The following is a 19,630-nucleotide window of genomic DNA, read 5'->3' as shown; positions in this document are numbered from 1 at the left end:
CTATCATCGCAATAAGGCAAAGGCAATTGCCTTCCGGTTGCCGCTGGACCGCGATCTCTGAGCGGCTATCATCTGACCAGCGGCTGCGTAGCCACGGAGGGTGTTGCCGCTGGACCGCGATCTCTGAGCGGCTATCATAATGGACGTGATGTCGCCGGCATGCGGGCAGTTGCCGCTGGACCGCGATCTCTGAGCGGCTATCATATATAGGTGACCCGCAATGACAGAGCCCTTGTTGCCGCTGGACCGCGATCTCTGAGCGGCTATCATCTATGAGCCATCATGCCCTTGATATCAAAGGGCATGATGGCTTTTCTGTGCCCGGAAACCTGACTGTATCCGTCAAAAAAGAGCCAGCTGGTCGGGGTTTTTCTTCGGTTTGCGACGGCGTTGGCTGGAAAAACGCACGATATTCTCGTATTGCCGGTCGGTAAAAGTAAGCACATGCACCTCTCCTTGAGCTGGAAGATTGCCCTCGATTCGCCGCATATAAGCTTCGAACTGCTCTTTACCGCTGCAAAAGCGAGCATAGACCGAGAATTGGCTCTTCTCGAATCCCTCGTCCAGCAGGAATTGCCGGAACTTTGTGGCGGCGCGAGATTGGGCCTTCGAGGCAACGGGCAGGTCGAACATCACGAAGATCCACATGAGCCGATACCCGCTGAGTTGTGTGGCGGTCATGGCACCAACCTGCCCAGATCGGCCAGCGCCGCTGGCTGCGGTGGCAGCGGCAGTTCCAGCAGATCGGCCCGGCCCAGCGTGAAGGCATTCGCCAAGCTCTGCGCCGCGCGGGTGGCCGCGACCGCCACAGTGGTGACGCCGCCCGATCCCGGCAGGTCGAACGCGATAAGGCCTGCATAGGCACGCTTGGCAACCGGATCGACCGCGACCACGCCCTTGTCCAGAAGCCGCACTGTCAAAGCATCCACCAGGGGGCGGAACGGTTCCACCAGATCGTCCGCCAGGGCAAAGGCATTGCCGCGGTTGGCGTGGTGGATGCCGATGGACGGATGCAGTCCTGCTGCAACCGCAGCGCGGGCGCAGAGCGACCGCATGACCGTATAGCCATAGTTCAGCATGGCGTTGGCATCGGCGGCCTGCCGGTCGCGCCGAAAATCCTCTCCCATCAGCAGGGGCCAGTAACGGCGGGCGGCTTGCGCCTCGACATTGCCAGTGTCACCCGACGTCACTTTACGCGCCAGAAGGTCGAAGGCGTCGGCCGGCCGGCCATTGGCCTCCAACACGGCGCGCTGCCATTCGATCTTGGCGACCACCACTCGCCGCCATAGCTGTTTCACCAGGGGCCGTCCCGCCTCCCATTGCGCGCGCAGGCGCGCATTCTGGGCATGATGCCCGTCGACAGGCAGGCAAAGCGCCACCGGTGCATGATTGGAACCGCACAGCACCATGATGGCGCCACGTTCCGCCAGGGCCACCAGCAAACTGGTCGTCCAGGTGACGCCATGGGCGTGGACAATGACGGCTGCCACGTCGTCAAGCGGGACACGCCCCACCTCCTCCCTGCCTTCGCTGACCAGCATGAAACCACGATGGGCCGACAGGTGGCGGCCATCGGTGGCGATGTCAACGATCCGTTCCTGGCCCATGGTCCACCGCCCCGTCAGCTTTCCGGCTTAGGTTTTGTCCGGCGGCGAGCCTTGCGGGCAGGAAAGCCGGGATCCTGGACGCGGCCCAGCTCATCCACGCGCACCTGCCGCGCCTTCAGCCGTTTCAGCCCGCCTGCCGTCGGCATGAAATAGCCAAAGGGATCGTCCTCCGACTTGTTGCGCTTGTTCAGGTCGCCGGCCTCGTGCGGTTCCACCAAGGTGACCTGACCGTTGGACCAGATCTGTGCCACCACCATCACGGTACGCACGCCTTCATCCCGTTCGATGGCGATCATGTCCCGCTTGTGCAGGCTCAGCACCTTGCGGGCTGTGGGGCAGGCGGCCCGGATCGCCGAGGTCCGGCCCGGCTGATGCGCCTGAAACATGGAGGTCACTTCCGGCTTCCAGGAGCCGTCGGGCAATTCCCAGACATCGCAGCGGAAATTCTCGCCCCCCAGATAGCCCTTGTAGGGTACACCCTCCGGCCCCTTGATGGGGATCACGGCCAGCGGCTGGATCAGGCGGATGCGGCGGATACCCCGGAAATGCAGAGGTCCCAGCCGGGTGAAGCGCTCCAGGGACTGGAGAAATCCCTTGCCCTCCGTCCCTCGGGTGAAATGGGCCAATGCCTTGCGCAGGTCGCGGTCACGCACCCCCTTGGTGATGGGCACGTCGTCAGGCACTGGCTCGATATCGGCAGGTTTCAGGGACATGAGCGGCTTGCGGCTGACCACCAGATCATTGCCCTTGGTATCCTGCCGGCCGGTCAGGCCGTAGGCGGTGTCATTATGCAATTTGCCGGCTGTCTGGTCGCGGCCCTTGGCCAGCCCGGCCTTGGAGGCCGTGCCATGGTCCGGCCGGTGCCAGACGGTGATGGCGTTGAGGGTGGTGCGCAACGCCTCCCGGAAGCCTTCCCACGGCTCCGGCACGATCACCCGCTCCCGCCCCTCTTCCCCTTCCAGGGCGGACGCGCGTGAGATCCCCTGCAAAAGCGAGCGGTCGGTGACAGCGACGACGAAGGCATCGATCGTGTGGTGGCGATGGTCCAGCCGGTTCTTGACGCCGGAGAAATTATGGTCGGGCAGTAACTCGTTCAGCCCCAGCTTGCGCCGGATCAGTTCGGTCAGCCGGCCGGGCGACACCCAGACATGGCCGCTGCCCTCGCCCTTCTCAGGATAGAGCGCCTCCAGGTACTCGCGCGCCAGCCGTGACATGTACTGGGTATCCACCAGATGCCGGGCGATGAACCTGTCCTCTGCGGTGAAGCGCTGCATCGCGTCGGGCTCGAACCGCCACCGCTTCTCCTTTGGCAAGCGGGAGGCACGGGCGGCGATGTCCGGCCAGACGTCGGTGTGGCCCCAGGCGGCATAGGGCGATTGCTTGCGCTTGCGGCGGTTCCATTCGCGCAGGCACAGGATGCGGTTGTTGTTGCTGTCATCCAGGGTGGCGTCGAAGGGCAGGATATGGTCCACCTCCACCGCATCGGAGAACAGCATGGTGATGGAGATCTGCTGACCGCTATAGATGCAGCGACGATCCAGTGCATTCTCCCGGTTCAACTCCTCCCACAGTTTGAGCCGGGCGCGATTGGCACCATTATCGGCCTGTCCCAGTTCGGCCAGCTTTTTCGATCGCGCCTCTGCATCGGCGCGATTGCGGTTATTCTCCCGCGACAGACGCTGCTTCTCCTCATCGGTCAGCTTCAACTCACGCCCCAGTTCGATGGCGATCTGTTCCGGTCGGCCATAGGTCCTGATCAGGCGGTTGACGATGCGGCGCAGGCGGTTCAGCGCAATATGGACTGTGGGGTTAGTCAGCCGGCCGATGCGCATCTCCGGCGGATCGGTCATTTCGCCGGTTCCAGGCAGCAGGTGACGTTCCAAAGTCATGCCGTAATAGGGCAGTTCGGCCAGCACCTCGCCCGTGCGCATATCGCTGTGATGGCCCAGGCCGGCGGCAATGACCGCCTCGCTGTAGACAATCACGTCGGCCTGCAACGCCGCGATCAGCCGCCGCGTTGCGGTTTCACCGAACCGGCCATAGCCGGACGGCAGGCGAGTTGCGGCCACTGCCTTGGCCTGCTCTGCGTCCAGCCCATGTTCGCTGCGCAGCCAGGCGTCAAGACGCGCCCCGTCCTCCTCCTCGATCAGGCGGGACAGGATCGACCATTGCTTTTCATCGGTGAAATGTGCCCAGGCCTTGCCAAAGCGGGTCTTGGTGGACATCTGGGCGAAGACCTCGTCGCCCGCCAGTTCCGTGCGGTTCTCACTTTCTTTGTTGAAGCGGGCCTCGGGTTCTAGCTTCAGCACCTTGCTGCGCAGGGTCTCGAAGCTGACCTTGGCCTTGTCCTTCAGCTTCAACATCAACAGGTCGCGCTGCTCGCGTGTCAGCTTCGTGGCGAGTTCCCCCGGCCGCACCACGCGCAGCGCGTTCACCTCCTCCAGCAGCCGTCTGCGCTGGAACAGCGGATGTGTCTTGGGCAGGCGCGGCTCGCTGTTCAGCAGGGTGCATTTGCCGATCTTCGGGGCCTTCAAGGGGCGCTGGTAAAAAATGGCCTCATGCAGCAGTGCCCGGTTCTCCGGTGTCAGCAGGGTGGGATGGTGCGGGGCCTGCGCATCCCAGATGGCTTCGAACTCCTCCTCCACCAGTTCGCGCCCAGGATAGAAATCATAGCCGTCACCCTTCGCCTCCTCCCCGGTTTCCGGGCGCAGGCGGGTGCGGACGCTGGGGATTTGGTTTATATCCGGTGCCGATTGCCGGCGTTTATGCAGAAACTCCCCCATGGTCCGGGCATCGGCCAGATCAATGGCGGAGCGTAGCCGGTCTATACCGATGGCGATCTTGCCCGCATCATCATCACCGCCCCTGTCCGTCTTGCGGTTGGACTTGAAGCCCCTGCGCTGGTTCAGGTGGAAGAAGGCGCGTCCCAGATGGTGGGGCGGCAGCACCTCATCCAGGGCGCGGGCACGCAGAGCATAGGGGTCCAGCAGTTCCAATGCCTTGGCCCTGGTGGGGTCGGCGGGGAAAAGCCCGGCCAGGGTCAGCCGCGCCAGCAGCTTGGCCTGCCGTCCCAGAAACCGGTCGCGCCGTCGCCGCATGGCCCGCGCCGCACGCCGCTCAACGCCCAAAGGGTTTCCCTGCTGGTCCCCCCGTGACGGTGCCCTTCCATCGCCGAAAATGTGGCTGCCGGCGGCGAGGATACCGGTTGGAGAATCCTGCTCATTCAACCGGACAGCACACCATCCCAGCGACCCTGCACCCATATCCAGGCCCAACCGCCAGCGCATATTCATGCCCCATAGCCAGTGATTGCAAGGTAGGTATATTATCGCTAATAAGGCGATGCATGCGCTCCTTATTTGATGAGTCTTTTTTTGAATTCTCTATTATAGACGATGGTCGCGGCTGCTCGGTTTTCTAGAATGCCTATTGTGCTCATTCTTCGCACATGGCATGCTCTCTGGATCAGAGATCGCGGTCTGGCTGTTAACAAGCAGTCATCTGCACCAGATAAGGGCGGCGCTCCGGCGCCGCCTTTTTTGCTTTCTCACTTTGCCCAGTCCCGGGGCTGAGGCGTGGCCCGTGCCTTTGCAGCCCATGCTCAGGTCATCATCGTTCGCCCTGGGTCCCGCTCTTAAAGGGGGAGGGCGAAGGGGGCAGACTAAACCTGACAGGCCCCAACTGATTGCAAGCACATACAGCCTTGCGATTCAATATGTCGACTAAACACAAATAATTGTCGATCTATTAATCTCAAATTATTGGGTAATCTCTGATATGTATTTGCCTTAAAATATTTCAAAATTATTGAGGGCGGCGTGCTCCTTCGCATTCTTGTTAAAGTAAGAATTTGTTGATGCCGCCCTTGTGAACTGGATGTGGGGGTGTCGGCTTTCATAGGCCGTCGATCGCCCCGTCTTCGATCACACCGGTTCCATCGGGGCCTTTCAGGATGGAGAACGCCGCGAAGGAAATGTCCTCATATCCATTTCGGTCAGCATGGCGGCCGGCCCCTTCCTCCGACGACCGCACCAGCTGCGCCAAATATTCCTCACCGGCACCCGCCTCATACAGCCCGTCAATGGCCTGGACCAGCTCGTCCAGGCGGTTATGGCTCCAGTTGACCAGCCAATTCTTGATGAAGGCACCGATAATGCCGACACCCGTCAGGATGCCGGGCAGATGGCGAAAGAATTCCGCATGGGTCCGGCGGTCAATGACGGCAGCGGCGTTGAAATAGGCCTCCGCGGGGGACGGTTGCCCGGATCCGGAACAACTTCTTTTCACCATCGATGTAAGCTGAATTGTTCATGCGGCGTTTCCCATATTCATTCCAGCGACGGTTGAAATGCGTGAATGGTCGAAAGATTGCTGATATCGCGTCCTTGGTTGCCTTAATTCGGGACGGCAATCTGTTAAAATCACTTATACCAGGTTGCGGTGGGTGGAACTCACCGCAACCTGGTTGGCGCGGTACGAGCGCCCGCGCGCCCATGCGCGCGTGAGCCAAGCCGCCGGATGGCGGCGCCCGGCGTATGAGGGCTGCATGGATCAGGACCGTAGGTTCTGATCCATGCAAATTATTAGAGACCTGAAAGTCGGCGCCACATAGAAGAATAAGAATGGCGCAAACAGAACAGGAACAGAAATCTGCACAAAGCCGACCTGCTGGCCGCCAACTGTCAAATGGAATGACGCTAACCGGGAAAACACGCCGGCCCCCGATTCGAGTCTGAACGGGCAAGACTAATCTGCTGCTCCCTATCCTCTTTTGGTTGCTATTGGACGGGGGTGATGCTCCATCCACAATTTTTCGGTACGATGCAAGCGCCGTTGCACGCCCTTTGGCACTTGCTGCATCATCGCTGCCCAACCAGCAGCCTCTGGTCTCTGCCGCCTTGACTGTTCCCCACTCCCCCAATTTCGCCTTCCTGGCTGTGCATTCGGCGCAGCTGGTGCGTTTGGGCGCGGTGGCGGAGCGGAACTTCGTGGAGGATCCTTCCACGACGCTGGTCAAGCTGCGACAGTTCGGCGAGCTGATGGCCCATCTGCTGGCCGCCCGCGCCCGCATCCTGGGCACGCCGGAGGAGCCGCAGCTGGAACGGTTGCGGCGGTTGCAGGATCGCGGTGTGCTGCCGCGCCCGGTGGCGGACCTGTTTCACCAGTTGCGTCGCGCCGGTAACGCCGCCGTTCATGCCCTGGATGGCGACCATCAGCAGGCGCTGGCTCATCTGAAGATCGCGCATCAACTGGCGGCCTGGTTCCACCGTTCCCTGGGCGATCGCACGTTCCAACCCGGCCCCTTCGTCCCGCCGGCCGACCCCCGCGCTGAAACCGCCGCCTTGCAGCGCGAATTGGAGCGGTTGCGGGCAGACGTGACGGCCAGCCGTAGTGCGGTGGAAAAGGCCCAAGCCGAGGCGGAGGCCGCCGCCCAGGCCCGGCTGAGTGCCGAGGAACGGGCCCAGGCGGCAGAGGCGGAGCGTGCGCAGCTGGCCGTCCTGGCAGCGGAACTGGAGGCCGGTCGACAGGCAGCATTGGAGCAGGCACAGGCGATGCAGGCGGCCCCGCCGCCCGCCGATGCCGTGCCCCTTGCCGAGGCGGCAGAGATGGCGGCCCGCGAATTGTCGCTGGACGAGTTCGAGACGCGCAAGCTGATCGATGCGCAATTGGCAGACGCGGGGTGGGAGGTGGACAGCGCCAGCCTGACCCATGCCGCCGGTGCCCGACCAGCGCGCGGCACCCATCGCGCCATCGCCGAATGGCCCACCCCGGACGGCCCCGCCGATTATGTGCTGTTCGCAGGATTGACGCCGCTGGCCGTGGTGGAGGCCAAGCGCCGCGCGTCCGACGTGCCCGGCGCCCTGGTCCAGGCCGCGCGCTACAGCGGCCATTTCCGGGTCCAGGGCGAGGAGGTGCCGGCCCCCGGCGGCCCCTGGGACGGGCACCATATCCCGTTCCTGTTCGCCACCAATGGCCGCTCCTATCTGCCACAGCTGCGCACGGCCAGCGGCATCTGGTTCCGTGATGTGCGGCGGGCGGAGAATGCGGCCCGCCCGCTGGAGGGCTGGTACAGCCCCGCTGGCCTGCTGGACCTGCTGTCCATGGATGTGGCGGCGGCACAGGATGATCTGGCGCGACAGGGCTTCACCTATAATTTCGGCCTGCGCGATTATCAGGTGCGGGCCATCCAGGCGGTGGAGCGCAACTTGGCGACGGGACGGCGCAGCCTGCTGGTCGCCATGGCCACCGGCACCGGCAAGACCAAGACCTGCATTGCCATGCTGTACCGGTTGCTGGCCGCCAACCGCTTCCGCCGCATCCTGTTCCTGGTGGACCGAACCGCCCTGGGGGAGCAGGCCGAAGGCGCCTTCCGCGATACCCGCATCGTGCAGATGCAGCCCTTCGCCGATATCTTTGAGGTCAAGGCCATCGGCGACACCGTGCCCGACGCCAGCACCAAGGTGCATATCGCCACCGTGCAGGCCATGGTGAAGCGGATCATGTTCGCCCCCGATGGCACCAGCCCGCCGCCTGTGGACCAGTATGACTGCATCATCGTCGATGAATGCCATCGCGGCTATCTGCTGGACCGGGAGGCGACGGCGGATGAACTGTCATTCCGCAACGAGAATGACTACCGCTCCAAATACAAGGCCGTTCTGGATCGTTTCGATGCCGTGCGCATCGGCCTGACGGCCACGCCGGCCCTGCACACCACGGAAATCTTCGGGGCGCCGGTCTTCCGCTATGGGCTGGAGGAGGCGGTGATCGACGGCTGGCTGGTTGACCATGCCCCACCGCAGCAGCTGCTGACCCAGTTGCGTGCCGGCGGCATCCATTGGCAGGCCGGGGAGATGATCCCCCTGTTCGACCGGGTGGCGGGCACCCTGACCGATCATGAACTGCCCGATGACCTGGATTTTGAGGTGGAGCAGTTCAACCGCCAGGTCATCACCCGGCCCTATAACGCCGCCGTGGCGGAGGGCATTGCCGAGCATATCGACCCGGCCCTGCCCGGCAAGACGCTGGTCTTTGCGGTGACGGACCAGCATGCCGACATCCTGGTCGATGAAATCCGCATCGCGATGCGCGCCCGTTATGGCGCGCTGGAGGAAGCGGCGGTGGAGAAGATCACGGGGGCCGTGGACCGGCCCAGCCAGCGTATCCGCGCCTTCAAGAATGAACGGCTGCCCAGCATTGTGGTGACGGTCGACCTGCTGACCACGGGCATCGACGTGCCGGAGATTGTGAATCTGGTCTTTGTGCGCCGCGTGTCCAGCCGCATCCTCTATGAACAGATGATCGGTCGCGCCACGCGGCTATGCCCGGAGATTGGCAAGATCGAATACCGCATCTTCGATGCCGTCGGCATCTATGCCCAGATGCAGGCGGTCAGCGCGGTCAGGCCCGTGGTGGCCAACCCGGCCATCCGATTCGGGCAGTTGCTGGAGGAACTGACCGAAACCGTGGGCCTGGCCCCGCCCGCAACCCCGGAACAGGGGGGCATGGCGGAAGAAGCCGATGGCTATGATAGCGGTCCGCCGTCCGGCCCCACCTCCGGCGACAGCGCCGATCCGGCTGCGGACCCCGACGCCGCCCACCGGGCGGAAAAGGCCCGCTATCTGCTGGACCAGATCGTGGCCAAGATGCAGCGCCACCGCCACCGTTATCAGCGCGACGATGCGCGGGCCGAACGGTTCAGCCATCTGGCCGGCGGTCTGTCCCCCACCGATCTGGTCACCCGCCTGCGCCATGCCACCCCGGTGGAGGCGGCGGGCATGCTCACCAACCTGACCCCATTGATTGACTGGCTGGACCGGGCGGGGGAGATGGGGCCCGTGCGCCTGCCCGTATCGGACCATGCCGACACCTATCTGGGCACGGCCCAGGGCTATGGCCCCGGCTTCACCCGGCCGGAGGATTACCTGTCGGCCTTTGAGACTTTCCTGAAGAACCAGATCAACACCATCCCCGCCCTTACCATCATCGCCCAACGCCCGCGCGACCTGACCCGCGCGCAGTTGCGGGAGATCAGGCTGCTGCTGGAAGAAAAGGGCTTCAAGGAAGCTGACCTGCGCGCCGCCTTCCGCGACGCCCGCCATGTCGATGTTGCCGCCGGCATCATCGGCTATATCCGCCAGGCAGCCCTGGGCGACCCGCTGATCCCCTATGAGGCGCGCGTGGACCGGGCCTTGGCGGCGATCCTGTCGGAGCGGGCGTGGACACCGGTACAGCGGCAATGGCTGGAACGGATAGCGCTTCAAATGAAGCGGGAAGTGGTGGTAGACCGCGACAGCCTGGACAGCGGACAGTTCAAGGCCACCGGGGGCGGCTTTGCGCGGCTGGATCGAGTGTTCGGGGGAGAGTTGGAGCGCACGATGCAATCATTCACTGACCGCATTTGGACTCAGGCGTCATGACCACCCTCGACATCGTCTCCAAGCTCTGGAACCTGTGCAATGTCCTGCGTGACGACGGCATCACCTATCACCAATATGTGACCGAACTCACCTATCTGCTGTTCCTGAAAATGGCGGAGGAGACGGGGGCGGAGGAGGGCAAGCACGCGCCCAACCTTCCGCCCGGCCTACGCTGGGCGGACCTGAAGCGGCAGACGGGGACGGAGCAACTGACCTTCTACCGCCAGATGCTGATCCGCCTGGGCGCGGAGGGCAGCGAGCGGGTGCAGGAGATTTATGCCAATGCCCAGACCTTCCTGAAACGCCCGACCAACCTGAAAACGCTGGTCGATCATCTGGACGGGCTGGACTGGTATTCCGCCCGCACAGAGGGGCTGGGTGATCTGTATGAAGGGTTGTTGCAGAAGAACGCAGAGGAGAAGAAGTCCGGGGCCGGGCAGTATTTCACCCCGCGTTGCCTGATCGACAGCATGGTGGCCCTGATGCGGCCACAGCCGGGGGAGGTGGTGCAGGACCCCGCCGCCGGTACCGGCGGCTTCCTGATCGCCGCCGACCGTTACATCAAGGGGCAGACGGAGGATTTGTTCACCCTGCCCGAATCCATGCAGTATTTTCAGCGGGTGCGCGCCTTTCAGGGGTTGGAACTGGTGCAGGATGCACAGCGCCTGGGCCTGATGAACCTGATCCTGCATGGGATTGAGGGGCCGGTGCATGTGGGCGATGCCCTGTCGCCCGATGGATCGGCGCTGGAAAAGGCCGACCTGATCCTGACCAACCCGCCCTTTGGCACCAAGAAGGGCGGGGGCCTGCCCAGCCGTGACGACCTGACCTTCCCCACCAGCAACAAGCAGCTATGCTTTCTACAGCATATTTATCGCGGGCTGAAACCGGGGGGCCGCGCCGCCGTGGTCCTGCCCGATAATGTCCTGTTTGAGGATGGGGTGGGCCGCGATGTGCGCCGCGACCTGATGGAAAAATGCGACCTGCACACCATCCTGCGCCTGCCCACGGGCATTTTCTATGCCCAGGGGGTGAAGACCAACGTGCTGTTCTTCACCCGTGGCCGCAGCGACCGGAGCAATACCGTCACCACCTGGATCCATGACATGCGCACGGGTCAGCCGCCGTTCGGCAAGACCCGCCCCCTGGCCCGCAGCCATTTCGCCGATTTCGAAGCCGCCTATGGCCCCGACCCGCACGGCCGATCCCCCCGCCAGGACCAGGGGGAGGGCGGCCGCTTCCGCCCCTTCACCCGCGACCAGATCGCGGCCCGCGGCGACAATCTGGACATCACCTGGCTGCGCGACGAAGGCAGCAGCAGCGAAGACCTGCCCCCACCCGAAACCCTGGCCGCCGAGATCATCGACCAACTGCGCACCGCGTTGGAGGAGATGGAAGAACTGGCGGCTTTGCTGGAGCCGGAGAGCGTGGGGGCGGGGGCATGAGTTGGGAATTGCCGCCGGGGTGGGGTGAGGCGACGGTTGAGGACATCAAGGCACCAGAGCCGTATTCACTTGCGATTGGTCCTTTCGGCAGTAACCTGACAGTAAAGGACTACATGGCGGCTGGGGTTCCTCTTGTTTTTGTTCGTGATATTCGACGGGAGACCTATGGGTCGGCTGATACAAAATATATTTCCGAGGAGAAGGCTTTTTCTCTAAGCCAGCATTATGTCAATCCGGGTGAAGTTCTTGTTACAAAAATGGGCGATCCACCGGGTGACGTTTCCATTTACCCCAGCGACAGGCCAAGGGCGGTAATCACATCAGATTGTATTAAGATTAAACCTGACGAATCGCTGATTTCGTCCAATTTTTTGGCTTTGGCTTTGCGAAGCCGTAGCGCTCAGGATCAGATACTTGAGCGCTCAAAGGGCGTTGCTCAGCAAAAAGTCAGTCTGGAACGTTTCAGATCGGTCCGCGTCCCCCTCCCACCGCTGCCCGAACAACATCGGATCGTGGAGCGGATAGAGGCGCTGTTGGCCAAGGGTGCCAAAGCCAAGGCCGCCTTGGACACTCTGCCCGCCCTGCTCGACCGCTACCGCCAATCCCTCCTCGCCGCCGCGTTTCGCGGGGATTTGACGGCGGATTGGCGACTGAAGAATGCTCAAGTTACTTCTGCGGAAGACACCGTGAAGTGTACTCCGGTCCCACCGCAACCAAGAGGCGGTAGGGAGGCAACGACGTCTGTCGTTCCTGGGCGGGCAGCTCTATCTGTGAACCATCCTGGAACAGAACTCCCTAAGGGCTGGGCGTGGGTTCCCCTTCTTCGGATTGCTCGACAGGAAACCGGACATACGCCGACCCGAGCCAAGTCAGAATACTGGGATGGAGATATCCCTTGGATTGGAATCCGCGACGCTGGGGCACACCATGGAAAGCTCATCGCTGACACTCTTCAGCATGTGACGGATGAGGGCTTGGCGAACTCGTCCGCCAGATTGTTGCCAGCAGGTACAGTCTGCCTGTCGCGCACGGCGTCCGTAGGCTATGTGACGATCATGGGACGGGATATGGCAACAAGCCAGGATTTTGCCACATGGACGTGTACGTCAGCGCTGCTGCCAGAATATCTGATGTATGCCCTGATGGCGGAAGGGGAAGATATTCGGAAGTTTGGCGAGGGTACGACCCATACAACCATCTATTTTCCGGAGATCAGAGCGCTCCACATCGGTCTTGCACCGTTGGCGGAGCAGTCCGAAATCATCAGACTGGTAAAGGCTGGACTGCGACGGGTTGATCAACTGGCATCCACGATTGCGGCCGTTAACTCCCAACACACCACCCTAACCCAATCCATCCTCGCCAAAGCCTTCCGGGGTGAACTGGTGCCGCAGGACCCGACGGATGAACCGGCGTCGGTGCTGTTGGAGCGTATTCGGGCTGATAAGTCCGCGTCTGCTGTAAAGAGGAAAGGCCGCAACCATGTCACTTGAAACATCCCCCGAAGATATTAGCTCCCGTGTCAGCACTCTAGAGGAGGAGAATGCTCGACTTAAGAGAGAATTAGAATTGAGTAAAGGACGCTGGAAGAATGCGTCGAATTTTGTCCTTTCCGCTATGACTTCATTTTGCAGGCTAAGCACTGTCAAAGGTGCGGTTGAGGATCTTTTCAATAGCTGCACGTTGCAAAATCCTCTGCCGCGTGAGCCGCTTGTCAAACTTTCTGTTGCCATCATCCATCGATTAACACTGCCTGCCATTCTTGCGACTCTGGTCAGTGCAGTTGGAGTTGCTTTGACATTCTACCAAGTGTCCCTTATGAGGGACAATAATCTTCTTCTTCTTGACCAAATAAATTCTCAGAACATTGTTAGTGAGCAGAATCTTCGTACGCAGTATGCGCAGATTCTCACTGAGAAGGAGTGCGAGAATGGGAAGTGCGCGCCGAAGTACTCACCCTTTTTGCGAGAGCAAGCATTTCAATCATATCTTCGGCTGGGATTTAACAGTGCAATGGTTCCAAAAGATGAATCGAAGAGCACAATTGTGCAGTTCGCTGATGTATTGATGGGAGGCACTGACATTCAGCTTGATTTAAAGGAAAATCAACACATGGCTATATTTGATTCTGATTTTCAAAAATCAAAGCACTTTTATGTCGCCGTGCGTAATATAACTATAGAAAACACCACATTTAACCAGTCTGATTTCCAGAATGTTACACTGCTCTCGTGCGACGCTAAGAATGTTGATTTTGGAGGATCTGTTTTTAAATATTCAAATTTTGAAGGATGTAGAATGAATAAATCTTCCTTTGCCGGTGGTATCCATTTGAATTCAAACTTTAATATGTCAACATTCGACCATGTCTCATTTGAAAAATCTATATTACTTTCATCAAGTTTTAGGAATACCTTATTTGGCAATGGAATTAACAATGAAAATGATCTAGACGGTGAGTCATTATTTTCTGGCGCGCTACTAGTATGTTCTGATTTTGAGAATTCAACGTTCAATCAAGGTAATTTTTCTAATTCATATATATATGAAAGCAGATTTAAAGAGGCAAAATTACCAGAAAATGCGCTGGATAATGCATGTTTGTTTGGCAATAATGAGTTCCCGCCCGGCGTCAATTCAGGTCGCCCAAATCCAGTTCACTGCAGTTATGACGAATTTCTTTCCCGGTATAGAGATGCAACAAGTAAACTGGCTGGTGGAACTCCAGCCGGTCTTTGTGTTCCCAAAGGATATCGCGAGTTCATACAAGGAACCGGCGCGCCAAAATGACCGACCTGAAACTCTTCCGCCTCTCCCCCACCGGCCCCGCCGAACTGTCCGCCCGGGCGGCGCAGGTGGAGAAATCCTTGCAGGTGCTGTTCGAGGCGAACCTGGAGGGTTTGCTTGGGGTGCGGTTTCTGGCGTCGGAATACAGCACGGGCAAGGTGCATGGCGGGCGGATCGACACGCTGGGCCTGGATGAAAATGGCTGCCCGGTGATCATCGAGTATAAGCGGGCGCTGAACGAGAATGTCATCAACCAGGGCCTGTTCTATCTCGACTGGCTGTTGGACCACCGCAAGGAGTTCCAGTGGCTGGTGATGGAGAAGCTGGGGGCCGACGCCGCCAAGGCCGTGGACTGGTCGGCCCCGCGCCTGCTGTGCATTGCCGGTGACTTCACCCGCTATGATGAACATGCGGTGAAGCAGATCAACCGCAGCATCGAACTGATCCGCTATCGCCATTATGGCGACGACCTGCTGCTGCTGGAACTGGTGAACGCCACGCAGGCGACGCCAGCCACGGCCCCCGCCACCCGCCCGCCGGAACCCGCCGCATCGGCGGCACCACCGGCAGAGGCGGGAACGGTGAAGGGTATCGCCTACCGCATCGCCAGATTGTCGCCGCCCGCCGCTGATCTGTATGAGGCGGCGCGGGCGCATCTGCTGGCGCTGGGTGATGATGTACAGGTGAAGGAGCTGATGCATTACATCGCCTTCAAACGCCTGCGGAATTTCTGCTGTCTGGAGGCGTTTCCCAGTCACGGCACGACAGTGCTGTACCTGAAGCTGAACCCCGACAGCGTGGCGCTGGAACCCGGCTTCACCCGCGACATGCGCGGCACCGGCCATTATGGCACCGGCGATGTGGAGGTGATGCTGTCCAGCCTGGATGATTTGCGCAAGGCCGAACCCCTGATCCAGCGCGCTTACGAGGGCGGCTGAGCGGCGTCCTGGAACAGATGTGCGTCCAGCACCTGCCGGATGCGGTCCGTGAAGGCGCCGTCTGCCCCCGGTACGGCCCCGATGGCTGATATGCCGTCGCCGAAGCGACGGTCGGGGCCGGGATAAAGGATGGCGGCATGGCGGACGGCCCGGCTGCCATCGGCATGGATGATGGCGTCGCGATAGGCGTGCATCTTGTCGATATCCGCCTTCTGCGGGCCGGTGCCGGGGCCATCCTCCAGCTTGTATTTCGGATCGAAGATCAGCAGCCGGGGCCGCCCGCCCGGCACCGCCATCTCCACCACCAGATCCGGCCGCTGGGTGAAGCTGACGCTGCGCACGGCGCCAAGGGGACCAAAGCTGCGCTGTGCTGTCACCGTCATCCGCCGTCCATCGGCATGGGACAGTTCCAGCACGCCTTCCTCACCCGATGGCAGCGCCACCAGCAGGCTGCCGGGCACCGGGCGGACCAGCGTCTGACGGACGACGTGAAAGCCCCGCTCCACCGTGGTTGCGACCACCACCGCCATGACCGACAGGCTGCCCCACAGCTCATAAAGCGCGGGCACGCTGTCCATGCCGGTCGTCATCGACGCGTCGTCCAGCCGGACGGTCAGCCCCTCCGTCAATTGCCGCCACAGCGACAGAACCCGTGCATAATCCGGCCGGTGGATCATCACCTGGCTGGGCTGGGTGGGCGGGTGGGGCAGGGGTCCCACCTCGTCCAGGAACCGCGCCGTCTGTCGGGCCGCTTTCAGGCGCGCCATCACCTGCGCGCATCGGCCATTTCCATCATCGCGCAGGATCAGGGCTAGACAGGCCAGTCGCCGCCCGACCATGTCATGCAGATGCCGCAGCAGGCGGTTTTCCGGCACATCACAGGTGGGCTCCACCCGCCGGTCGCGGATGCGCAGGGGAACCCCGTCATCATCGACATGCCGGTCGCGATACAGCGCCTCGCGCAATTGTCGCGGGCCGATCCGCCGCGCCCTCGCCGTAGGCACATCCCACAGCACCTCCTGCAACCGGCGGTGCGGATCACGGGCGATGCGGCGCAACAGGGCGGCAAGGCCCCGGTCGCCGTCCGCGATGGCGCACAGCCGCTCCAGCTCCGCCTCTGCACCGGTCGGGTTTGATGGCTGCTGCCCATGCAACCCCGCCAGGGCGCCACCCTGTCGCAGGCTGGCCACCAGCGCGTGGGGCAGGCGCTGATCCAGATCGGTCAGCAGGGCCGACAGTTCCGCCGTTGACAGCTTGGCCGGCGGCACGAACAGCCGGTGCGTCACCGTACCTTGGCTCAAGCCGGTGACGATGATCTGATAGGTGCCGGCGGCACTGGGCGGCCAGTCGCACACCACAGAACTGATCTGGCCGAAGCGGCGAAGCTGCGCCGGCCGCTCCATCCCGTTTACCGTCAGGCTGACACGGTGCCAGTCATCCGAGGCACAGGGCAGGCGCAGCAATAGGCGTGTCCATTCCTCTACGCCCCGTTGCTGGCCCTTCAGGTCCAGGAATGACAGGTCAGAAGAAGGAGACGGCACCATCGCGCAGCCCCTTCTTCATCTGCTCGATCTTGGCGTGGCTCAACGGGAACATGTGTTGTGTCAGGGCCGACAGCTTCTGCAACACCTCCCCCAGGTCGGGATCGAAGCCCCGGATGCGGGGCAGCAGCTTTTGCAGCATGGCCTCGTCAAACGCCTCATCCCACCCCGCGCCCAGGGCCGTGGCCCCCTCCATATAGGCCGCGATATCATCGGCGGTGCGCATGGCAAACGGTGCGACAGAACCCAGCGCATCCCACAGGTCCAGCAGGATATCGGCATAGGCCCGCCCGGCGACATGGGCGGCCAATGTCGGCCGGTCCAGCGTCACCTCGATGACCTGGGCGCGGTCATAGATTTTGTGGGCGAAGCCGTGGGTCGTCTCGTCCATGTTCACGGTGCCGATGAAGACCAGATTGCGGAACAGGCCGACCGGGGTCTCACCCAGTGTAAGGCTGGCCTGACCATGCCGGTTGCGCAGTTCCAGCACCGACAGGAAATCGGCAAAGTAATGTTCTGCCCGCGCCAGATTCATCTCGTCCAGGATGACATGGAAGGGGCGGGCGGATGTCTTGTCCTCGGCCTGATCATGCGCCCGGGCCGCCCGGATCAGGAAGCGGCTGAAATCGGTATGCTGATACTCCCCGCTGGTCGGGCTGACATAGCCCAGCAGATCCTCCCGGCTGGTCCAGTTGGGGGCCACCGGCACCACCAGATATTCCGCCGCCACCGCCTGGGCATAGGCTTGGGCCAGCCAGGTCTTGCCCGTTCCCGACACGCCGGCCAGGATGACGAAGCCCCGCGTCTTCAGCGCCACATGATAGCGGCGCAGCAACCGTTCCGGCAGTTTCAGGCCACGGGCGGTGATGGCAGATACCGTGTCGGGGAAGGGCGGCTCCAGGTAGAAATCCCCGGCCAGCTCCGGCTCTGTGCCGTCAATATCGTCCGGCAGGATAAGCACATCCGGGATGGGGCGTTCGCCCAGGATGGCGGTATAGATGGCCCGGTCGACGGGACAGATGGCACAGTTCATCCAGATGGAACGCACGCCAGGCGGCAGCTTGTCCCGGACATCGCGGCCATAGGCCGGGTTCCAGCGCACGGCCACGGTATGCTGATATTCCGGTCGCGTGGGGTCGAAACTGTATCCCGGCTCCACCACCTCCCCCATGGCCAGGATCTCGCTGGCACCACGGGTGGCCAGGATGATGTCGCCGGGTTGCAGGTTCCGGAACAGCCAAAGTTCCTTGGCCTTTTTGGTGCCGGTGGCCAGCTTGGCGGGGGCGCCCGTGTACTGATCCGGATAGGCCTCGCGCAGGGCCTGCTTCAGGTCGGCCTCGCCATCGGCGGCATAGGCGCGCAGGTCGCCGACCTTATCCCAGCCGATGCAGATATAGCCCTTCTCCCGGCATTCCAGCCAGAAACGGGCTTCCCGTCCCGGCGCGATCTTGAAGATGCGACGTTCGGATTGCGGGTCGGTGGCGTCGTCGAAGGCGTCTATCGGCGCCTCCTGATAGGTGCCCGACGCCGCCACCCAGATGAAGCTCTGGACATCGATCATGTCCTGCGGCTGCCATCCCCAACCCTTTAGACAGGTTTGGATGCCCGTGGCCAGGCGCAGGCAGGCCTCGTAATCACCGGCATTCAGATGCTCACCGCTCAGGGGCCGCGGGCATCCCAACTGGTGGGCGACGTCGTTGAACAGGGTGGTCCGTACGAAAATCTCGCGCACCGGATCGGCCAGCATCAGCAGCAGGGTGGGCAGGCTGCGGCTGGCGCTCTGGGTGCCGGATTTCATGTGGCGGTGCAGGATGGCGACATAGACGCTGTTGAACCGCTCCACCCGGCTCGGGCTGTCCCCGTCACCGGTCAACAGTTCCTTGAACAGAAGGGCGGCCTCCAGCGCCTCTGCCCCGCGCAGTCGTCCCAGATGCTCTGTATACCGCCAGGACAACAGGTTCTGAATGGCCGGTGGGGTCCCCACCTTGCGCTTGGTCAGCAGCGCGTGAAGGGTGCCGATCGCGGCCTCAGCCTGTGCTGCATCCTCCAGCGGCCCGGTCAGCAGGGGCAGCACTTCTGTCTGAAACAGGCGGGCCAATTCCACCTTGTAGGCCCGTTCATGCTGGAGATAGGTGCCACCCGTGTCGGCGAAGGTGAAAAAGCCTGTCATGTGCGACAGGAACGTCTCCCGCAGTGCCTGAAGGGCGTCATCGGCGAACAGCAGGCCCGGATGCCCTTTGTTCTCGTCCATGACCCAGCGATCATAGGCGACGATCAGGGTGTCGATCAGGCGGTTCCAGGTTTCGTCATCCGGCAGGGTATCCGCCGGAAACGCCGCCCAGGCGATGGTCCGGTCCTTCAGGTCCAAGGCCGCATGGCCATCATCAAGCCCCAGATTGATCTCCCCATCCAGTCGGAACCCGATCGAGGCCAGGTCGCCGATCAGTTCCCGTGCCCTTTTGGTGCGCATGCGCCAAAGGGTACGCGCGTCCTTGCGTCCTCTCTCCGCCAGATCGCGGTATGCACCCTGGTTCAGGCTGAGCGTGACGCCGCCCATGTCCTGACGGAAATTCAGGCTGATCGCCACGCCCTGCTGCGCGGACTGGGTCTCTTTCGGATGAAGAATGACCAGCCACGGCGCCTTCGCCCAGATCCCGACACCGAAGCCGGCCCGGACCAGCAACTCCGGCCGTGCCGTGACCGCCGGCAGGGTGTTGATCGCCCCTTCCAGTGCATCAAACCGGCGTCTGAAATCACCGGGGAAAGGGGTATTTTGCCGGGCAGGGAGATAGTCTGCAAGGATCGCTGCCAACTGATCGCGGATCATGCCTGTCATGCTCGCCCTCACGCCATCCGGGGATCATGACAACTTTTACGCAGTATGGTGAGGGG

At 61.9% G+C, this 19,630-nt stretch carries 11 protein-coding genes and 1 CRISPR repeat array (1 of these 12 cut by a window edge); of the genes, 5 read left to right on the top strand and 6 right to left on the bottom strand.

The features are described 5' to 3' along the window. A CRISPR array of direct repeats spans positions 1-270; the repeat unit is 36 nt; unit sequence GTTGCCGCTGGACCGCGATCTCTGAGCGGCTATCAT; it reaches 1,284 nt to the left of the window's first position. A gap of 72 nt (positions 271-342) precedes the next feature. The 4 genes from cas2 to ACODTW_RS04705 all read right to left on the bottom strand — a co-directional run bounded on the left by cas2 (position 343) and on the right by ACODTW_RS04705 (position 5,897). After that, positions 343-681, bottom strand: coding sequence for a CRISPR-associated endonuclease Cas2 (gene cas2 / locus ACODTW_RS04720; RefSeq protein WP_488944770.1), 339 nt, complete (start codon positions 679-681; stop codon positions 343-345). After that, a complete protein-coding gene (cas1, locus tag ACODTW_RS04715; RefSeq protein WP_488944768.1) occupies positions 678-1,607 on the bottom strand; it encodes a type II CRISPR-associated endonuclease Cas1 in 930 nt (309 codons plus the stop codon). Before cas1 ends, cas2 begins: the two co-directional genes overlap by 4 nt. A gap of 14 nt (positions 1,608-1,621) precedes the next feature. Further along, entirely contained in the window at positions 1,622-4,894 is a 3,273-nt protein-coding gene (gene cas9 / locus ACODTW_RS04710; RefSeq protein ID WP_488944892.1) for a type II CRISPR RNA-guided endonuclease Cas9, read from the bottom strand. A gap of 607 nt (positions 4,895-5,501) precedes the next feature. Next, positions 5,502-5,897 (bottom strand): hypothetical protein, encoded by a 396-nt coding sequence (locus tag ACODTW_RS04705; RefSeq protein WP_488944767.1) that lies wholly within the window; start codon positions 5,895-5,897, stop codon positions 5,502-5,504. A gap of 608 nt (positions 5,898-6,505) precedes the next feature. Here ACODTW_RS04705 and hsdR point away from each other — a divergent pair. The 5 genes from hsdR to ACODTW_RS04680 are packed head-to-tail and all read left to right on the top strand — an operon-like array spanning position 6,506 to position 15,197. Further along, complete coding sequence (gene hsdR / locus ACODTW_RS04700) at positions 6,506-10,027, top strand: type I restriction-modification system endonuclease (protein WP_488944766.1); 3,522 nt, start codon at positions 6,506-6,508, stop codon at positions 10,025-10,027. After that, a complete protein-coding gene (locus ACODTW_RS04695; protein ID WP_488944765.1) occupies positions 10,024-11,472 on the top strand; it encodes a class I SAM-dependent DNA methyltransferase in 1,449 nt (482 codons plus the stop codon). The genes hsdR and ACODTW_RS04695 overlap by 4 nt, the downstream gene beginning before the upstream one ends. Continuing rightward, complete coding sequence (locus ACODTW_RS04690; protein WP_488944764.1) at positions 11,469-12,965, top strand: restriction endonuclease subunit S; 1,497 nt, start codon at positions 11,469-11,471, stop codon at positions 12,963-12,965. The genes ACODTW_RS04695 and ACODTW_RS04690 overlap by 4 nt, the downstream gene beginning before the upstream one ends. Further along, on the top strand, positions 12,955-14,262 hold the full coding sequence (locus tag ACODTW_RS04685; protein WP_488944763.1) for a pentapeptide repeat-containing protein: 1,308 nt from the start codon (positions 12,955-12,957) through the stop codon (positions 14,260-14,262). The genes ACODTW_RS04690 and ACODTW_RS04685 overlap by 11 nt, the downstream gene beginning before the upstream one ends. Continuing rightward, positions 14,259-15,197 (top strand): DUF5655 domain-containing protein, encoded by a 939-nt coding sequence (locus ACODTW_RS04680; protein WP_488944761.1) that lies wholly within the window; start codon positions 14,259-14,261, stop codon positions 15,195-15,197. The genes ACODTW_RS04685 and ACODTW_RS04680 overlap by 4 nt, the downstream gene beginning before the upstream one ends. Here the strand turns inward: ACODTW_RS04680 and ACODTW_RS04675 are convergent. Both ACODTW_RS04675 and ACODTW_RS04670 read right to left on the bottom strand, forming a co-directional pair. Then, positions 15,182-16,741, bottom strand: coding sequence for a DUF2357 domain-containing protein (locus ACODTW_RS04675; protein WP_488944760.1), 1,560 nt, complete (start codon positions 16,739-16,741; stop codon positions 15,182-15,184). The two genes, ACODTW_RS04680 and ACODTW_RS04675, sit on opposite strands and share 16 nt — an antisense overlap. Beyond that, positions 16,719-19,574 carry an MrcB family domain-containing protein gene (locus tag ACODTW_RS04670; protein WP_488944759.1) on the bottom strand — a complete coding sequence of 952 codons (2,856 nt, stop codon included), beginning with the start codon at positions 19,572-19,574 and terminating at the stop codon, positions 16,719-16,721. Before ACODTW_RS04670 ends, ACODTW_RS04675 begins: the two co-directional genes overlap by 23 nt. Positions 19,575-19,630 lie beyond the last annotated feature (56 nt).

Source organism: Niveispirillum sp. FG148, from assembly GCF_057809655.1.
The sequence above is the reverse complement of the archived record's forward strand: the minus strand, read 5'-3'. Positions and strand labels throughout refer to the sequence as shown.

Excerpts from the sequence above, each read along its gene's own strand:
- ACODTW_RS04690 (WP_488944764.1), top strand. The coding sequence starts at position 11,469 with ATGAGTTGGGAATTGCCGCCGGGGTGGGGTGAGGCGACGGTTGAGGAC.
- cas1 (WP_488944768.1), bottom strand. The coding sequence starts at position 1,607 with ATGGGCCAGGAACGGATCGTTGACATCGCCACCGATGGCCGCCACCTG.
- ACODTW_RS04685 (WP_488944763.1), top strand. The coding sequence starts at position 12,955 with ATGTCACTTGAAACATCCCCCGAAGATATTAGCTCCCGTGTCAGCACT.
- ACODTW_RS04675 (WP_488944760.1), bottom strand. The coding sequence starts at position 16,741 with ATGGTGCCGTCTCCTTCTTCTGACCTGTCATTCCTGGACCTGAAGGGC.
- cas9 (WP_488944892.1), bottom strand. The coding sequence starts at position 4,894 with ATGCGCTGGCGGTTGGGCCTGGATATGGGTGCAGGGTCGCTGGGATGG.
- ACODTW_RS04680 (WP_488944761.1), top strand. The coding sequence starts at position 14,259 with ATGACCGACCTGAAACTCTTCCGCCTCTCCCCCACCGGCCCCGCCGAA.
- ACODTW_RS04670 (WP_488944759.1), bottom strand. The coding sequence starts at position 19,574 with ATGACAGGCATGATCCGCGATCAGTTGGCAGCGATCCTTGCAGACTAT.
- ACODTW_RS04695 (WP_488944765.1), top strand. The coding sequence starts at position 10,024 with ATGACCACCCTCGACATCGTCTCCAAGCTCTGGAACCTGTGCAATGTC.
- ACODTW_RS04705 (WP_488944767.1), bottom strand. The coding sequence starts at position 5,897 with ATGGTGAAAAGAAGTTGTTCCGGATCCGGGCAACCGTCCCCCGCGGAG.
- cas2 (WP_488944770.1), bottom strand. The coding sequence starts at position 681 with ATGACCGCCACACAACTCAGCGGGTATCGGCTCATGTGGATCTTCGTG.